Here is a 17,244-nt window from a genome sequence, read left to right on the forward strand (position 1 = left end):
CGCCGATGCTGCGCATCGGACTGACCGGCGGCATCGGCTCCGGCAAGTCGGTGCTGTCCACCACGTTCGCGCAGTGCGGTGGAATCATCGTCGACGGGGATGTTCTGGCCCGCGAGGTAGTCGAGCCGGGCACCGAGGGGCTTGCGGCACTGGTCGACGCTTTCGGCGACGACATCCTGCTGCCCAGCGGGGCGCTGGATCGACCTGCGCTGGCCGCCAAGGCTTTTCGCGATGACGAGTCGCGGACGAAACTCAACGGGATCGTGCACCCGCTGGTGGCCCGCCGCCGTGCCGAGATCCTTGCGGCGGTAGCGCAGGATGCGGTTGTCGTTGAGGACATTCCGCTGCTGGTCGAATCGGGGATGGCGCCGCTGTTCCCGCTGGTGGTGATCGTGCACGCCGACGCCGAACAACGGGTGCGGCGGCTGATCGAGCACCGCGGCATGCCCGAAGCGGACGCCCGCGCCCGGATCGCCGCGCAGGCTACCGATGAGCAGCGCCGTGAAGTCGCCGATATCTGGCTGGACAACTCGGGCAGCGTGGACGCTTTGATCGAGCGGGCCCGCGACGTCTGGTACAACCGGATACTGCCGTTCGCCCACAACCTCGGCGAACGTCGGTGTGCCCGCGCAGCGACACGGCTGGTACCGGCCGATCCGAGTTGGCCGGACCAGGCCCGCCGCGTCGTCAACCGGCTCAAGACAGCAGCCGGCCACCGGGCGCTGCGAGTGGACCACATCGGTTCGACGGCGGTGCCGGGCTATGACGCCAAGGACGTCATCGACATACAGATCACCGTCGAATCACTGGCGGTGGCAGACGAACTCGCCGAATCGCTGCTATCCGCCGGTTATCCGCGCCTGGAGCACGTCACCCAGGACGTCGCCAAAGCCGACGCCCGGAGCACCGTCGACCGCTACGATCACAGTGCCGATAATACGATGTGGCACAAGCGTTTTCACGCCTCAGCCGATCCCGGGCGGCCGACTAATGTGCATATCCGGGTGGACGGTTGGCCCAATCAGCAGTTCGCGCTGCTGTTCGTGGCCTGGCTGCGGGCCAACCCCGGTGTGCGGGCCGACTATCTGTCGGTCAAGCGGGCCGCGGAGCAGAGCGCGGCATCAGGTGCCGGCGACATCGCACACTACGCGGCAGCCAAAGAGCCGTGGTTTCTCGACGCCTACCGGCGGGCGTGGGATTGGGCCGACTCCGTCGGCTGGCGGCCCTAAGGCCGGGCGCGCTCCGGGGGCGGCCGGTCAGGCGCTGGGCAGCGGGGCGCCGCACTGCAGTACGCCGCTCATGGGATCACTGTTGCCCTGCTTGGGCCTGACGAACTGGTCGACTTGGGTGGCGATGTTGTCGTCGACGTCGATCTCGCAGTGCACATTCGCGGAGTAGGGCCAGTGCAGGACCACCTGCATCCCCGCCCGTTGCGGATCGGCCAGTACCTCGTTGGCCTCGAACACGTTGCCGGGCATCGGGCTCAGCGGGGCGGTGGCTGTCTGGCCGCCGTTGAGCACGAAGGTGGCCTGGCTACCGGGCGCGACACCGTCGATCCTGGCAATGTAGGTGACGTTGTGCAGGTCGGCCAGCGCGGTTGCCGGGTCTACTTGTGAGCCGACCGCGACGGCCGTCATCGCGGCGATCGAAGACCATTTCTGCGTGGTGGAGCTCATAGCGATGACGTTACGCGCGGTGGCCACGATCGCCGCGGCCGAGAAATCGGCCCAGCGCGGCGCCGGCTGCCGGCGTGGTTGCCGGGGTTGGGCCAGCACGCGAACGTGCCCTGACCTGCCCGCTCACGGATCCGGCTGTCCCGCGAGCCGTTGGGGAATGTCGCGGGCAGCACAACGCTTACCGAGCCCGGCGGGCGGGCGAAATCCGTCACGACCGGTCGTCGAGTAAGCCGCGGGCTAGGGCCGCTTCGGGTGGTTCGCGGTGGGCGTCGGCCTCTTGGGGCCGAGGGTCGTCGTCGCGTTTGGTCATGAGCCAGGTTTCGTCGTCACCTTCGCGGATTCGGGTCAGCGCGTAGCCGCCGCGCACCGTCCGACCGCGCAATCGGAACGAAAGGTGGCCACACTCAAGGCCTTTGATCATTTCGTGGCCGGTCATGTTGGCGTACGTGCCATAGTCCCAGACGATGACCCCGCCGGTGCCCTCGAAGGTCGCGTACTGCACCGGGTGGTCGTCGATGCGACGGGCCATCCGCTTGTCCTTCGGACTTGCCGACGGACTCTTGGGCATCGCCCACGATGCGAGCACACCGTCGATCTCGAGGCACAGGTCGTAGTGGTCGTCATAGTGGTCGCCGTCGGCCACGTGGTGCCGGATGACGAAACGCGGCCCCTCCTCGGCCGTCAATTTCTTCGGGCGGTGTCGTCCTGGCGCTTCGGCGCGCGGCCCCCCGGTACGGTCGGCCCGCCGTCGGCGCCGGTTCTCGATCAATTGCATAAGAGACAGGTACCCGTTGTGGCCGCAAATGACCCGCGGCGGCCGGCGATCAACCGGAGCGCCAGGTAAGCGCCATGCCGTTGCTGGCCAACCAGCGCACCAGGTCGTAGTCATGGCGGGCCAGGCCGTCGACGGCGGTCACCGCCCGCTGCAGTGCCTGCTCAGCGACCTCGGCTGGCAACAGTCCGTGACGGACCGCATCCAGCAGCTCATCGACGTCGGCCAGTCTGGCCCCGTGTCCGGTGCGGACCTCGATGTCGAGGTAGTGATCTTCGGAACGCCACACCGCGGGGCCGGGCGTGTATTCACCCACGTCGAGGTAGTGGTCGTAGTCGCGCTCATGCCCAGGATTGAAGTGAAAGACGTTGGCGCGCAACCCGAATGATGGCAGCAGCCAGGACTCGAGGTAGTGGAACTGGGCACGGCCCGGGGTGGGCCGTGCCAGATAGAGCCCCCATGGATGCACGGCGTACTCATCGACGGCCCGCACAATGCCTTTGGGATCGGTGTTGGTGCGGGCCACGATGTCGAACGTCTCGTGCTTGGGTGGGTGGATGGCGTCACCTTACCGTTAGCGTCTCGTCAGCGGCTCAGCCGGATCTTCCACCGCACGAACCCGGCACAGCGACGGACCGGACATTCCCGGTGTTCGCCATCTCCGCCTCCAACGAGGCCTACCTGCTCGAATGCGACCCGATCGCCGCATGTGGTTCCGTCAGGGCTAAGACGTGTCGGTGCCTCGTTCTACCCTGATGACATGGCTTTTGCCACCGAACACCCAGTAGTCGCCCATTCCGAATACCGCCCAGCCGCAGAGGACGTGGAGGGGTTGGTGCGCTCCGGCGCGCGCTTCGAGGTGGTCAGCCCGCACGCGCCCGCCGGTGACCAGCCGGCCGCCATCGACGAGCTGGAGCGCCGGATCAACGCGGGGGAGCGTGACGTGGTGCTCCTCGGCGCCACCGGCACCGGAAAGTCGGCCACCACCGCGTGGCTCATCGAGCGCCTGCAGCGCCCCACCCTGGTCATGGAACCCAACAAGACGCTGGCCGCCCAGATGGCGAACGAGCTGCGAGAGATGTTGCCGCACAACGCGGTTGAGTACTTCGTGTCGTACTACGACTACTACCAGCCGGAGGCGTACATCGCCCAGACCGACACCTACATCGAAAAGGACAGCTCGATCAACGACGACGTGGAGCGGTTGCGCCACTCCGCCACGTCGGCGCTGCTATCGCGGCGCGACGTGGTGGTGGTGGCCTCGGTGTCCTGCATCTACGGCCTGGGCACCCCGCAGTCCTACCTGGACCGCTCGGTCGAGTTGCGGGTCGGCACCGAGGTGCCGCGGGACGGGCTGCTGCGGCTGCTGGTCGACGTGCAGTACACCCGCAACGACCTGTCCTTCACCCGCGGTTCCTTCCGGGTGCGCGGCGACACCGTGGAGATCATCCCCTCCTACGAGGAGCTGGCGGTTCGTATCGAGTTCTTCGGCGACGAAATCGAGGCGCTGTATTACCTGCACCCGCTGACCGGCGAGGTGATCCGCCAGGTCGACTCGCTGCGGATCTTCCCGGCCACTCACTACGTGGCCGGGCCCGAGCGGATGGCGCATGCGATCTCCACCATCGAGGAGGAGCTGGCCGAGCGGCTCGCCGAATTGGAGGGGCAGGGCAAGTTGCTGGAAGCCCAGCGGCTACGGATGCGCACCAACTACGACATCGAGATGATGCGGCAGGTCGGGTTCTGCTCGGGCATCGAGAACTATTCGCGGCATATCGACGCCCGGGGGCCGGGCTCGCCGCCGGCGACATTGCTGGACTACTTCCCGGAGGATTTTCTGCTCGTCATCGACGAGTCGCACGTCACCGTGCCGCAGATCGGCGGCATGTACGAGGGCGATATCTCGCGCAAGCGCAACCTGGTCGAATACGGGTTCCGGCTGCCGTCGGCGTGCGACAACCGCCCGCTGACCTGGGAGGAGTTCGCCACCCGAATCGGGCAGACGGTCTATCTGTCGGCCACGCCGGGACCGTACGAGCTCAGCCAGTCCGGCGGCGAGTTCGTCGAGCAGGTGATCCGCCCGACCGGCCTGGTGGACCCGAAGGTGGTGGTGAAACCGACCAAGGGGCAGATCGACGATCTCATCGGGGAGATCCGCAAACGCGCCGATGCCGACCAGCGGGTGCTGGTGACCACACTGACCAAGAAGATGGCCGAAGACCTCACCGACTACCTGCTGGAGATGGGTATCCGGGTGCGCTATCTGCATTCCGAGGTCGACACGTTGCGGCGGGTGGAACTGTTACGTCAGCTGCGCCTGGGCGACTACGACGTGCTGGTCGGCATCAATCTGCTGCGCGAGGGCCTGGACCTGCCCGAGGTCTCGCTGGTGTCGATCCTCGACGCCGACAAGGAGGGCTTCTTGCGGTCGTCGCGCAGCCTGATCCAGACGATCGGCCGCGCCGCGCGCAATGTCTCCGGCGAGGTGCACATGTACGCCGACAAGATCACCGACTCGATGAAGGAGGCCATCGACGAGACCGAGCGGCGCCGGGCAAAGCAGATCGCCTACAACGAGGCCAATGGGATCGACCCGCAGCCGCTGCGCAAGAAGATCGCCGACATCCTCGACCAGGTCTACCGCGAGGCCGCTGATATCGAAGCCTCGGAGTCGATCCCGGTCGGTGGGTCGGGCCGCAACGCGTCCCGCGGGCGACGTGCCCAGGGTGCCCCGGGCCGGGCGGTCAGCGCGGGCGTCTTCGAGGGCCGCGACACATCGAACATGCCCCGCGCTGAGCTGGCCGACCTGATCAAGGACCTCACTGAGCAGATGATGGCCGCCGCGCGCGACCTGCAGTTCGAGCTGGCCGCCCGGTTCCGCGACGAAATTGCCGACCTGAAAAAGGAATTGCGCGGAATGGACGCTGCCGGGCTCAAGTGACTCGCGGTGACCACGCGGTGCCTACGGTGTAGCTGTGACCGAGACGGCGAGGGAGACCGGCAGCTGGCGTGAACTGCTGAGCACGCACTTGGGTACGGCCATCATGCTGGCCGGCGGTGTCGCGCTGTATGCCACCAACGAGTTCCTGACCGTCAGCCTCCTGCCGAGCATCATCGCCGAAATCGGCGGCAGCCGGCTGTACGCCTGGGTGACAACCCTGTATCTCGTCGGTTCGGTGGTGGCGGCGACCGCCGTCAACCCCATGCTGTTGCGGGTCGGTGCCCGCACCTCGTACCTGATGGGGTTGACCGTTTTCGGCGTCGCGAGCCTGGTGTGCGGGGCCGCGCCGAATATGGAGACCCTGGTGGCCGGACGCACCCTGCAGGGGGTGGCCGGTGGGCTGCTGGCCGGACTTGGCTACGCGCTGATCAACTCCGCGCTGCCGCATCGGTTGTGGACCCGCGGATCGGCGCTGGTGTCTGCGATGTGGGGGGTGGCGACGCTGGTCGGGCCGGCCACGGGCGGACTTTTCGCACAGTTCGGGCTGTGGCGGTGGGCGTTCGCTGCGACGGCGGCGATGTCCGGGCTGATGGCCGTGCTGGTGCTGGGCGTGCTGCGCACCCGGGCCGGTGCCAGCGGTGAGCAACCGGTGACACCCGCGCACAGGGTGCCGGTGTGGTCGTTGTTGTTGATGGGAGCTGCCGCCCTGGCTGTCAGCGTCGCCGAACTCCCGCGCTACCTGGTGCAGACCGCGGGCTTGCTGGTCGCCAGCGTGCTGCTGATCGGAATTTTCGTGGTCGTCGACTGGCGGATGCAGGCGGCAGTGTTGCCGCACAGCGTCTTTGGTCCTGGTCCGTTGAAGTGGATCTACCTGACCATGTCGGTGCAGATGGTCGCCGCGATGGTGACCACCTATGTGCCGCTGTTCGGTCAGCGGTTAGGGAACCTCACACCGGTGGCGGCCGGATTCTTGGGTGCGTCGCTGGCCGTCGGCTGGACGGCCAGCGAGATCGTCAGCGCATCGCTGAACAACAGCCGAGTGATCGGGCATGTGGTGGCGGCCGCGCCGTTGGTGATGGCGTCGGGTTTGGCGCTGGGCGCCCTCACCCAGCGTGCCGATGCGTCCCTCGGGATCGTCGGGCTGTGGGCGCTGGCGTTGCTGATCACCGGGACCGGGATCGGGATCGCCTGGCCGCATCTGTCCGCGTGGGCGATGGATTGCGTCGACGACCCGGCCGAAGGCGGCGCCGCGGCGGCGGCCATCAACATCGTGCAGCTCATCTCGGCAGCCTTCGGCGCCGGCCTGGCCGGCGTCGTGGTCAACGCGGCCGCGGGGGGCGAGGTGGCGGCCGCTCGCTGGTTGTTCGCGGTATTCACCGTGCTGGCCGCCCTCGGGTTCATCGCCTCCTGCCGGGCGACCCACCGCCAACGTCGGTCACCGGGTTGATTTGACGACCTGCGAGTAGTGGAACTGCCACCGCTCGACGATGTGGAAGCCCAGATAACCGGGAAACTGGTACACCGGCGTGCGCCTGAACGCCGTTCCCGGCGACAACGCTTGTCCTGCTTGATGATCCGGCAACGACTTGTCGCGGTTGGTGATCGTCCACAGCGTCGGGCATTTGTTGATCTTGGCGGTGGTCAGCCACACCGCCACGTGGCCGTCCCACAGTGTGCCGACCTTGGGTCCGTAGGCGCCGCGTTCGACGTCGATCAGCGACCGGAACGCGGCCGGGCGGGTGGCCAGCAGCGCCCGGATCGGCCCCGGTCGCCAGGGCACGGTGTTGTCCACCAGGAGGCAGTCTCCCGGCGCGGCATGGGCGCTGATGACGTCGGCGACCTGGCTGTAATCCCAGCCTTCCTTGGCGTAGGGTCCACGCTGGGTGAAGTAGTAGTTCGGGAACGCGGCGACGGCGAAGAGCACGACCACCCCGGTGATGAGCCAGGGCTCGCGGGCCACGGTGACGATGCAGATGGCCAGGATGATCGCCGCTCCGGGCGCGGTCAGGATCAGGTAGCGCGGGTAGTAGATGGGTTCGACGGCCACCGAGTAGATCAGGACGACGGTGGTGGGGATGACGACCCAGGCCGCGCCGGCCAGCAGCAGCGGGCGGGTGCCCTCGCCGGGCCACGGCGCGCCGGCCAACCGCACCACGACCGCGGCTGCGACGACCACACCCGAAAGGATGGCGAACGGAACGCTGTGGTCGAAGTACTGCCGATGCACCACATCGAGGAAGAGGTTTCGGTTCAGCCCGGAGATCCACCCGACCTGCCACACCTGTCCGTGCGCGAACAGGACGAAGGGCGTCATGGCCCCGACCGCGGCCACCGAGGCGACCGTCCACCGGATCACGGCACCTTTCCGCGCCGTCGCGGGCGCCAGCAGCGGTAGCAGCGCGGCGTACACGGGCACCAGCAGTCCCAGGTTGATGCTGATCAAGATCGACAGCATCAGCCCCAACGCATACAGCAGCCACAGCCACGGCTTGTTGCGCCGCACCGCGGCGACCAGCAGCACCGTCAGCCAGACCGCAGCCGTCACCGAGAGTGCAGAGGAGCGCGCCTCGATGCCCGCCCAGGTCACCCGAGGCAGGATGGCAAAGACGGCTCCCGCACACAATGCGGTGCTGCGGCCGGAAAACTGTTTCGCGAACACGACGACGCCGGCGGCGGCGGCTCCGATGGCCAGGCTGCTGGGTACCCGCGACCAGAACTCGGTCGGCGGGAAGATCGCGAACCAGCCATGCATCAGCAGGTAGTACAGGCCGTGCACGGCGTCGATATGACTCAGCAGGTTCCACAACTCCGGCAGGGTGCGCCGTGCCGAAGCCGAGATCGTCGCACCCTCGTCGAACCACAGCGACGGCCGACCGGCCCAGGCTCCGCTCACGACCATAGCCAGCAAAGCGACCGCCCAGGGGTCGAGGCGCCGGCCCGGGGCATGCGAGTGCGCAGCCTCGCCCGCCAGCGGCGCCGCGTCCTGATCGAGGGTCGGTGCAGACATGATGCCTGTCACTGTAGGTCGCCGGCGATGATTCCGGTCACCAGCCGTCGTCTCGCCACCCGGCCGGCGTCGGGGCGCACCGCCGCCGGTGCCACCTCGAATGATCACCATATCTAGCTAAACACGTTGCGCCGCAGCCATTTTCAGAGCGACCCGGGACTGTCGATTGCGTTGCCGTCACCCACTGACGTTCTACGGCTGCCCGGCCCCGGCAACATGCGGATTGCGCCACGCCGCTGCGGTGTGGGTAATCTGACCCATCTGGATCAGGCAAAGCGATACTGTCTGGGGTTGGCGTAGCAACCGACACTGGGAGGGTAAATGGGCGCCTATCGGACCGTGGTGGTAGGAACCGACGGCTCGGACTCGTCGATGCGGGCAGTGGACCGGGCCGCACAGATCGCCGGGGCCGATGCCACGTTGATCATCGCATCGGCGTATCTGCCTCAACACGAGGACGCCCGAGCCGCCGACGTCCTCAAGGACGAAAGCTACAAGGTGACGGGCACCGCCCCGATCTACGAGATCCTGCACGACGCCAAGGAACGGGCGCACAACGCCGGCGCGAAGAACGTCGAGGAACGCGCGATCGTGGGCGCTCCGGTCGACGCGCTGGTCAGCCTTGCCGAAGAAGCGAAGGCCGACCTGCTGGTGGTCGGCAACGTCGGCCTGAGCACGATCGCGGGGCGGTTGCTGGGTTCGGTGCCGGCCAACGTCTCGCGGCGGGCCAAGGTCGACGTGCTCATCGTGCACACCACTTAGGCTCTCTAGCCGGGCCAAACTGGCCGGCCGGGTGCTGGGGTGACCGAATTTCCGTTCGGCGCATTTTCACCGGTGGCTCGCGCAGACGGGGGGCGAACCCGCATCCCGGAGCGCTTCGTTTGATGCGGTACGCCGGTGAGAACGATTTCGGCAGTACGCCTGGGAGCCTCGGCAAGCATCGGGAAGACGGCTGCCCGCCTGGGCAGCCGGACGTGTTTGCGGCCCCTCTGTACAGCGGACACGACCTGATCGGCAACCACCTCGCGGGGGACGTCGACCATGAGATGCATCCGGTAAAGGCGGCGGAAGGAGTCAGCGGTCGGCGGGTAATCCTCGGTGTGGGCCAGCAGGTCGGTGGGGATCGGCCCGAGTTCGACGAGGGTGGTGCGTACCGGCAAGCCGCGAAGGTCGGCTCTCAGGCCCGCGGTGAAATGAGAAAGGGCCGCTTTGGAAGCCGAGTAGGTCACCAGCCCCGGCAGGGCGACACAGCCCCCCATCGAGGAGACGTTGACGATGTGCCCGTAGCCGCGGCGAAGCATCCGGGGGATCGCCTGCCGGCACAGTTCGGCCGGGGCGAGGTAGTTGACCTCGGTCACTCTTCGCAAGTCATCGTCGGGTGCGTCGGTAAAGCTACCCGTGCTGTTGTCGATGCCGGCATTGTTGACGAGGACGTCGATCGGCCCGACTTCGCCTTCAACCCGGCTGATCAGGGTTGCGACCTGACCGGGGTCCGACAAGTCGGCAACGTGGGCAGAACCGCCAAGCTCGACGGCCAGCGCGTGGAGAGCCCCTTCGCTTCGCGCGACGAGCGCTACGGTTGCCCCGGCGCCGACGAAAGCGTGGGCGAGGGCTTCTCCGATACCACGCGAAGCTCCGGTGATGAGGACCCGTTTTTGCGCTAGCTCCATGACATCTCCTGCTTTCGGCGAAGAGCACGCTTATGCCATCACCGGTCGCTTCCCATTCCGGCGGGCGAGGGACTGACGCGTCTTGCGTGGCGGTCTGGCAGCAGGGACCGGATCGAATGCGGCGGGATCCTCGAGATACTGGCGAAACACCCGGGCCATCGTCGCCGCCTGGTAACCGTCGATGAACCGGTGGTCCAGACCGATCGTCAACGGCAGCACCGGGCGTACCACCGGTTGACCGTCTTCGGCGAGCACCTTGTCGGTCACGGCCCCGATCAGGATCCCGAATGGCACGTGGCAAAACGTCGGCCAGGGAGCGGCGGCCGTGTCCAGGCCGTAGGTGCCCACGTTGCTGACGAGTATCGAACCGTAGGGACGGGCCTCGAGCCCGAGGAAGGGCAGGGGCAGCTGGAGACTTTCGGTAACGAACGCGATCGCATCCATCACCGGGCGCAGCAGCAGCGGCGGAAGGCCTTTGACCATGGTCTTGGCTTGCTTGAACTGTGGATCTTCGTTGTGGCGGATGCGTGCGGCACGATCAGCCAGTTCTTTGGCGATGACCCAGGGCGGCTTCTCGTTGATGCGACGCACGACGGCACCGGAAAGATCCGTCCGGGCCGCTTCGACTCCCGTCACCACGTCTGTCCGCAGCGACACGACGAAAAAGCAGTCGATTGTCGGGGATGGCAGGAAGCTGCCGAACACCACGCGGCCATTGAGGCCGGGCAGCGCTTCGACGACTTTGCCCGCCGCCCGGCCCACCAGATCCACGGGGGTGACATGCTGGCCCGTGGCCTCGCGGACCCGGGCGATGTAGTCCAGCAGCCGCGAAGCATCGATTTCGGCCGTCGCCCAGATGATCGGGTCCTTTCTGGGGCGCCAGGTAGCCATGGCGATCTTGCGCCAAACGGAGAACGGGACAGATGACGGTGCCCACATCGTCGGAGCTCCATTCCTACGCGCTACGACCGGCGCCTACCTCACTTCACGCCGGGCTTCGTGCCGATTGTGCGCTGCCGGCGGGTTGCCGACGAGGGAACAAGGTCCCCTTCAGCCACTGTCTTCTGGCCTTGTTCTGACCGTATGTCAGCGCGAAGTGTCGTTCACCAGCCGCGGTCGCGCCACTCCTGAAGGTGAGGGCGTTCGATGCCCAGCACGGTGTCGTCACCATGGCCGGGGTAGATGACGGTGGAGTCGGCGTACACGTCGAACACCCGGGTGGTGACGTCGGTGAGCAGCTGGGTGAAATCGCCGGGCTGCCAGGTCTTGCCCACCCCACCGGGAAACAGGCAGTCGCCGGTGAACAACTGTGTGACCCCGCCGGTCGCGGCTCCCTCGAGCGCCAGCGCGACCGATCCTGGTGTGTGCCCGCGCAAGTGGATGACATCGAACGTCAGCTCGCCGATCTGGACGGTGTCGCCGTTGGCCAGGAAACGATCGGGCCTGACCGGCAGCGGTTCTGCGTCGATTTGGTGGGCGGCGGTGGGGGCACCGGTGGCTTCGGCCACCGCCTGCAGTGCTTGCCAATGGTCGAAGTGCTGATGACTGGTGACGATCAACGAAAGTTTCGGCGCATACCGCCGGATCAGGTCGATGAGGACGTCGGCGTCATTGGCGGCGTCGATCAGTAGCGTTTCGCCGGTCGCAGCACACGTCACCAGGTAGGCGTTGTTGTCCATAGGCCCCACCGACGCCTTGAGGATGGTGGCGCCGGGCAGCGTGCGTCGGGCCGCCGTCCCCGGGTCGACGTGTCCGGTGTAGTCGTGATCGACGGTGGTCATGTGCGCCACTCTCCCCAGCAAGCGGTGGTACCCGCGACTATCGCGGCTGCCCCGGCATTATCGTTGTCGGCGCAGGTCATAGGCGTCACCTTACTGGTCCCCGAATGCTCGTCGGTATGGGCACATAGCATGGGGAACGAACTCCGTCTCTAGAAGGAATCCGTCAGTGAAAGGGCCTGGGTGGCTGAGCGCCTGATCGTCAAGGGTGCGCGCGAACACAACCTGCGCAGTGTCGACCTCGACCTGCCCCGCGACGCGATGATCGTCTTCACCGGACTGTCCGGATCCGGTAAATCGTCGCTGGCCTTCGACACCATCTTCGCCGAGGGTCAGCGGCGCTACGTGGAATCCCTGTCGGCGTATGCCCGTCAGTTCCTCGGGCAGATGGACAAGCCGGACGTCGACTTCATCGAGGGGCTTTCCCCGGCGGTGTCCATCGACCAGAAGTCCACCAACCGCAACCCGCGGTCGACGGTCGGCACGATCACCGAGGTGTACGACTACCTGCGGCTGCTGTACGCCCGTGCCGGCACGCCGCACTGTCCGGTCTGCGGGGAGCGGATCGCGCGCCAGACGCCCCAGCAAATCGTCGACCAGGTGCTGGCCATGGCGGAGGGCACCCGCTTTCTGGTGCTGGCGCCGGTGGTGCGCACCCGTAAGGGCGAGTTCGCCGACCTGTTCGACAAGCTCAACGCCCAGGGCTACAGCCGCGTCCGGGTCGACGGTGTCGTGCATTCCTTGACCGATCCGCCGAAGCTGAAGAAGCAGGAAAAGCACGACATTGAGGTCGTGGTGGATCGTCTCACCGTCAAAGCCGCGGCAAAGCAGCGGCTCACCGATTCGGTGGAGACCGCGCTGAACTTGGCTGACGGCATCGTGGTGCTGGAGTTCCCCGACCACGAGCCGGGCGCGCCGCACCGTGAGCAGCGGTTCTCCGAGAAGCTCGCCTGCCCCAACGGGCATGCCCTGGCCGTGGACGACCTGGAACCGCGGTCGTTCTCGTTCAACTCGCCCTACGGGGCCTGCCCCGAATGCAGCGGTCTGGGCATCCGCAAGGAGGTCGACCCGGACCTGGTGGTGCCCGACCCGGAACGCACCCTGGCCGAGGGTGCGGTTGCCCCGTGGTCGACGGGCCACACTGCGGAATACTTCATCCGGATGATGGCCGGGCTCGGCGAGGCGATGGGTTTCGACGTCGACACTCCCTGGCGCAAGCTGCCGGCCAAGGCGCGCAAGGCGATTCTGGAAGGCTGCGACGAGCAGGTGCACGTGCGCTACCGCAACCGGTACGGACGCACCCGGTCGTACTACGCCGATTTCGAAGGCGTGCTGGCGTTTTTGCAGCGAAAGATGTCGCAGACCGAGTCCGAGCAGATGAAAGAACGCTACGAGGGCTTCATGCGCGACGTGCCGTGCCCGGAATGCGAAGGCACCCGGCTCAAGCCGGAAATTCTGGCGGTGACGCTGGCCGGGCGGGAGCTCGGCCCCAAGTCGATCGCTGAGGTCTGCGAACTGTCGATCGCGGAGTGCGCGGACTTTCTTCAGCGGCTCTCCCTGGGTCCGCGTGAGCAGGCGATCGCGGGGCAGGTCCTCAAGGAGATCCAGTCGCGGCTCGGGTTTCTGCTTGATGTCGGGCTCGAATACCTGTCGCTGTCGCGCGCGGCGGCCACCCTGTCCGGGGGTGAGGCGCAACGCATCCGGCTGGCCACCCAAATCGGTTCCGGTCTGGTGGGCGTGCTGTATGTGCTCGACGAGCCCTCTATCGGCCTGCATCAGCGCGACAACCGTCGTCTCATCGAAACCCTGACCCGCTTAAGGGATTTGGGCAACACCCTGATTGTCGTCGAGCATGACCAGGACACCATCGCGCACGCCGACTGGATCGTCGACATCGGGCCGGGCGCCGGCGAGCACGGCGGCCGCATCGTGCACAGCGGACCGTACGACGAACTGCTGGCCGATGCGAACTCGATCACCGGAGCCTATCTTTCGGGGCGGGAAAGCATAGATATTCCGGCGATCCGTCGACCTGCCGACCCGCGGCGTCAGCTCACCGTTGTCGGAGCACGCGAACACAACCTGCGCGGCATCGACGTGTCTTTCCCGCTCGGTGTGCTGACGTCGGTGACCGGGGTGTCCGGGTCGGGCAAGTCGACGCTGGTCAACGACATCCTGGCGGCGGTATTGGCCAACCGGCTCAACGGGGCCCGCCAGGTTCCCGGCCGGCATACCCGGGTCACCGGACTGGACCACCTTGACAAGCTGGTGCGGGTGGACCAATCGCCGATCGGTCGCACGCCGCGGTCCAACCCGGCCACCTACACCGGGGTGTTCGACAAGATCCGCACCCTGTTCGCCGCCACCACCGAGGCCAAGGTCCGCGGCTACCAACCGGGCCGATTCTCGTTCAACGTCAAGGGCGGTCGCTGCGAGGCCTGCACCGGCGACGGCACCATCAAGATCGAGATGAACTTCCTGCCCGACGTGTACGTGCCCTGCGAGGTGTGCCAGGGCGCCCGCTACAACCGGGAGACTCTCGAGGTGCACTACAAGGGCAAAACCATCTCCGAGGTGCTGGACATGTCGATCGAGGAAGCTGCACAGTTCTTCGAGCCGATCACCGGCATTCACCGCTATCTGAAGACCCTCGTCGACGTCGGCCTGGGCTACGTCAGGCTCGGCCAGCCCGCGCCGACGCTGTCCGGCGGTGAGGCGCAGCGGGTCAAGCTGGCCTCCGAGTTACAGAAACGCTCGACCGGGCGCACCATTTACATCCTCGACGAACCCACCACCGGCCTGCATTTCGAGGACATCCGCAAGCTGCTCAAAGTGATCAACGGTCTGGTCGACAAGGGCAATACGGTCATCGTCATCGAACACAACCTGGACGTGATCAAGACCTCGGACTGGATCGTCGACATGGGACCGGAGGGTGGCGCGGGGGGCGGAACCGTTGTCGCCCAGGGCACTCCGGAGGATGTCGCCGCCGTGCCGGAAAGCTACACGGGCAAATTCCTGGCCGAAGTCGTCGACACCGGGAAGCCGGCGGGCCCACCCCGCTCGAACCGCCGACGCAAAGTCAGCGCCTGAGCCGGGTTCGGCCGCGACAGTTAGTCCGTTGCGACGACACGCCGCCGCAACGCTACTAGCGGTTGAAGTTTCGGCGTCGGCCAACACCGGCGGCGGTGACCAGACCTGGCGTCCCCTCCCGCCTACCGTGTCACTCATCGGTGCGCATCGACTCGCGGATTCGGGCCAGTCGTTCGGCGGCCGCGCGCTGGCGCTTCTCGTACTGCTCCTCGACGGATCGGCCCTGTGTCGTGTCGGCATCCAGTTCGGCCGCACCCATGGCCGTCGCGTATCGGGATTCGATCTTTTCCCGGACCGACTCGAAGGTCGGGACCCCCGCAGGGTCATATCCAGGGTCATATCCGGCGGTTGATCCGGCGTCGGACTGGTCGGCCTGGGCTGCTGGTTCGTCGGGCATGCCGCCACGTTACTGCGGCTGTGGATCACCGCCGCGCCGGCGATCGAGGTAACGGACCATCTGTGCCCAATACACCATGGTCAGCGTCATTTGCAGCGCGGTTGCGACAACCGCCGGCTTGAGTCGGCGGCGGCGGGCGGCGATCACCGCGCTCAGCGAAACGGCCGATGTCACCGCGCTGACCAGCATCGCCGCGTCAGCCGGACGCTCGGTGATCCACAGTTCCTCGCCCAACATCGCCCGCGTCGCCCAGGCTCGATGGTGTTTCGGCTTGCCGAAGACAACCGGATTGAGCACCAGCCACAATGCGATCACCGCCGCGTCGCTCCAGCGCCGCGTCCACATCGGCACCAGTACCAGCGGTGTGCTCGCCCAGCGCGTCCACGCGCTGCAGGGATTGCAGTGCCGCGCGAAGATCGCCCGTCGAACCCGCGCGACCGACGACAACGCGCCTACCGCCCGGCAGAGACGACCTGCGCGGCCGCACCGCCGGTGCCCGGTAACGAAATCCGAGGCACCTCCGGAGTGCCCAGCTGCCCGGCCAGCCAGGGCAGCGCCTGCACGAACGCCTGGTCGGCAAAGGGCCAATCGTGTTTGCCCGGTTGGGGGACCACCGCGCAATCAATGCCGTTGGTCCGGCCCAACGCGCACAGCGCATTGGCGGCCGCCGTCTGGTTGCTCGGATTTGCGGCGGCATCGCGCCCGGCCACCCGCATGGCGGCGGTGTCGACGATCGGAGTATCCCGACGCCCCGCCGGCTGACCAGGGACAGAGATGGCGAACCAACCCGAAACCCCGGTATACGGGCCGTGCCGGGTGATCACCGTCGTCGGATCGAATGCGGCCCAGGCGTCGGCGTTGCCGCCGAACAGCCTGGCGATGGTTTCCGCCTTGTTTCCCGCGTTCGGGTAGAAATCCCCGGCGACATCGACAAATGCGCTGAACAGATCGGGGTGCATGACCGTCAAATCCACGGCGCAAGTCCCGCCCATCGACCAGCCGACAATGCCCCAGTTGCGCTGCTGCGAGCTGACGCCGAATCTCGAGACCATATACGGCACGACGTCTTTGGTGAGATGGTCGGCCGCGTTGCCGCGTCGTCCATTGACGCATTCGGTGTCGTTGTTGAAGGCTCCGCCGGAGTCGACGAAGACCAGCACCGGCGCATTGCCATGATGGGCGGTGGCGAATTCGTCGACCGTCTGTACGGCGTTGCCGGCTCGCGTCCAGTCGGCGGGGGTGTTGAACTGGCCGCCGATCATCATCACGACAGGCAACCGCGGGGGCGGATCAGTCGCGAACCAAGCGGGCGGCAGGTACACCAGTTCCCCGCGATGTTTGAAGTGCGACGCCGTGGACGGGATGTTGACCGGCACCACGCTGCCGTGCGGCGGCCGGGTCCCCTTGCCGGCCATCGCGGCAACGCTGGCCGGATCCGCCTGATCGGGCAGCGGACCGGAGGTGAGCTGGTTCCATGCGGCCTCAACGGTCGGGAAATAGCCGACCCACAGGTTGAGCGCCAACGCCGCGCTGAGCACACATAGCGGCACCGCCATCAGCGATGCGCCGCGACCCCACCAGCGCGCACTGCGCCAGCCCAGGACCAGTACCGTCGCGGCCACGCCCGTCAAACCGGCCCAGACCCAGAGCGCGACCGGGGCCGGATCATTGGCCAGCCCGCCGAGATACCACCCGGTCCCGCAGGCCGTCGCACCGCCGACGGCCACCGCGGCCGATAGCCGACGCCACCGGCGAACGCGCGAGCCGATCGCCAACAGCAGGACGGTCGCGGTCACCAGCTGGACCGTGATCGGCAGCCAGCCGTACATCAGCGAGGTATGGGCGCTGGCCAGCGGTTGCGCCAAATACGCCGTCGACGCTGTCACAAGGACCATTGTGATCGCTTGTTA

At 66.9% G+C, this 17,244-nt stretch carries 15 protein-coding genes; 5 read left to right on the forward strand and 10 right to left on the reverse strand.

Annotated elements, in window-relative coordinates; all coding sequences use genetic code 11:
* Nucleotides 1-5: 5 nt before the first annotated feature.
* Entirely contained in the window at nt 6-1,229 is a 1,224-nt protein-coding gene (gene coaE / locus EET10_RS13185; protein ID WP_036407639.1) for a dephospho-CoA kinase, read from the forward strand.
* Between the two features lie 27 nt (nt 1,230-1,256).
* Here the strand turns inward: coaE and EET10_RS13190 are convergent, their stop codons facing one another.
* From EET10_RS13190 to EET10_RS13200, 3 genes are all read right to left on the reverse strand, one after another.
* A complete protein-coding gene (locus EET10_RS13190; RefSeq protein WP_036407658.1) occupies nt 1,257-1,676 on the reverse strand; it encodes a hypothetical protein in 420 nt (139 codons plus the stop codon).
* Between the two features lie 208 nt (nt 1,677-1,884).
* The gene (locus EET10_RS13195; RefSeq protein WP_036407636.1) at nt 1,885-2,451 is read right to left on the reverse strand and encodes a DNA polymerase ligase N-terminal domain-containing protein; all 567 of its coding nucleotides are present in this window, start codon (nt 2,449-2,451) and stop codon (nt 1,885-1,887) included.
* 49 nt (nt 2,452-2,500) lie between these two features.
* Entirely contained in the window at nt 2,501-2,941 is a 441-nt protein-coding gene (locus EET10_RS13200) for a ribonuclease FAU-1 family protein (RefSeq protein ID WP_099188779.1), read from the reverse strand.
* Nucleotides 2,942-3,208: 267 nt separating this feature from the next.
* Here EET10_RS13200 and uvrB point away from each other — a divergent pair, with 267 nt between their 5' ends.
* Nucleotides 3,209-5,389, forward strand: coding sequence for an excinuclease ABC subunit UvrB (uvrB, locus tag EET10_RS13205; protein WP_036407630.1), 2,181 nt, complete (start codon nt 3,209-3,211; stop codon nt 5,387-5,389).
* Nucleotides 5,390-5,423: 34 nt separating this feature from the next.
* The gene (locus tag EET10_RS13210; protein WP_122502208.1) at nt 5,424-6,836 is read left to right on the forward strand and encodes an MFS transporter; all 1,413 of its coding nucleotides are present in this window, start codon (nt 5,424-5,426) and stop codon (nt 6,834-6,836) included.
* On the opposite strand, the gene EET10_RS13215 is transcribed toward EET10_RS13210, so the two are convergent.
* A complete protein-coding gene (locus EET10_RS13215) occupies nt 6,825-8,507 on the reverse strand; it encodes a mannosyltransferase (protein WP_174719689.1) in 1,683 nt (560 codons plus the stop codon). The genes EET10_RS13210 and EET10_RS13215 overlap by 12 nt on opposite strands.
* Before the next feature lie 210 nt (nt 8,508-8,717).
* Here EET10_RS13215 and EET10_RS13220 point away from each other — a divergent pair, with 210 nt between their 5' ends.
* A complete protein-coding gene (locus EET10_RS13220) occupies nt 8,718-9,158 on the forward strand; it encodes a universal stress protein (protein WP_023373708.1) in 441 nt (146 codons plus the stop codon).
* A gap of 5 nt (nt 9,159-9,163) precedes the next feature.
* On the opposite strand, the gene EET10_RS13225 is transcribed toward EET10_RS13220, so the two are convergent.
* The 3 genes from EET10_RS13225 to EET10_RS13235 form a co-directional block, all read right to left on the reverse strand.
* Nucleotides 9,164-10,066, reverse strand: a complete 903-nt coding sequence (locus tag EET10_RS13225; protein ID WP_051490816.1) for an SDR family NAD(P)-dependent oxidoreductase — start codon at nt 10,064-10,066, stop codon at nt 9,164-9,166.
* Nucleotides 10,067-10,096: 30 nt separating this feature from the next.
* On the reverse strand, nt 10,097-11,005 hold the full coding sequence (locus EET10_RS13230) for a 2-oxo acid dehydrogenase subunit E2 (RefSeq protein ID WP_063467974.1): 909 nt from the start codon (nt 11,003-11,005) through the stop codon (nt 10,097-10,099).
* 164 nt (nt 11,006-11,169) lie between these two features.
* Nucleotides 11,170-11,847 carry an MBL fold metallo-hydrolase gene (locus EET10_RS13235; protein WP_036407624.1) on the reverse strand — a complete coding sequence of 226 codons (678 nt, stop codon included), beginning with the start codon at nt 11,845-11,847 and terminating at the stop codon, nt 11,170-11,172.
* A gap of 180 nt (nt 11,848-12,027) precedes the next feature.
* Here EET10_RS13235 and uvrA point away from each other — a divergent pair, with 180 nt between their 5' ends.
* Complete coding sequence (gene uvrA / locus EET10_RS13240; RefSeq protein WP_036407622.1) at nt 12,028-14,937, forward strand: excinuclease ABC subunit UvrA; 2,910 nt, start codon at nt 12,028-12,030, stop codon at nt 14,935-14,937.
* 130 nt (nt 14,938-15,067) lie between these two features.
* Here uvrA and EET10_RS13245 read toward each other — a convergent pair whose 3' ends face one another.
* From EET10_RS13245 to EET10_RS13255, 3 genes are read right to left on the reverse strand one after another with little or no spacing between them, the layout of a single operon-like run.
* The gene (locus EET10_RS13245; protein WP_036407619.1) at nt 15,068-15,334 is read right to left on the reverse strand and encodes a hypothetical protein; all 267 of its coding nucleotides are present in this window, start codon (nt 15,332-15,334) and stop codon (nt 15,068-15,070) included.
* A 9-nt stretch (nt 15,335-15,343) separates the two neighbouring features.
* Nucleotides 15,344-15,781 (reverse strand): DUF6653 family protein, encoded by a 438-nt coding sequence (locus EET10_RS13250; RefSeq protein WP_036407618.1) that lies wholly within the window; start codon nt 15,779-15,781, stop codon nt 15,344-15,346.
* 5 nt (nt 15,782-15,786) lie between these two features.
* Nucleotides 15,787-17,229, reverse strand: coding sequence for an alpha/beta hydrolase (locus tag EET10_RS13255; RefSeq protein WP_063467976.1), 1,443 nt, complete (start codon nt 17,227-17,229; stop codon nt 15,787-15,789).
* Nucleotides 17,230-17,244 lie beyond the last annotated feature (15 nt).

This window comes from Mycobacterium pseudokansasii, from assembly GCF_900566075.1.
Classification (GTDB): Bacteria; Actinomycetota; Actinomycetes; order Mycobacteriales; family Mycobacteriaceae; genus Mycobacterium; species Mycobacterium pseudokansasii.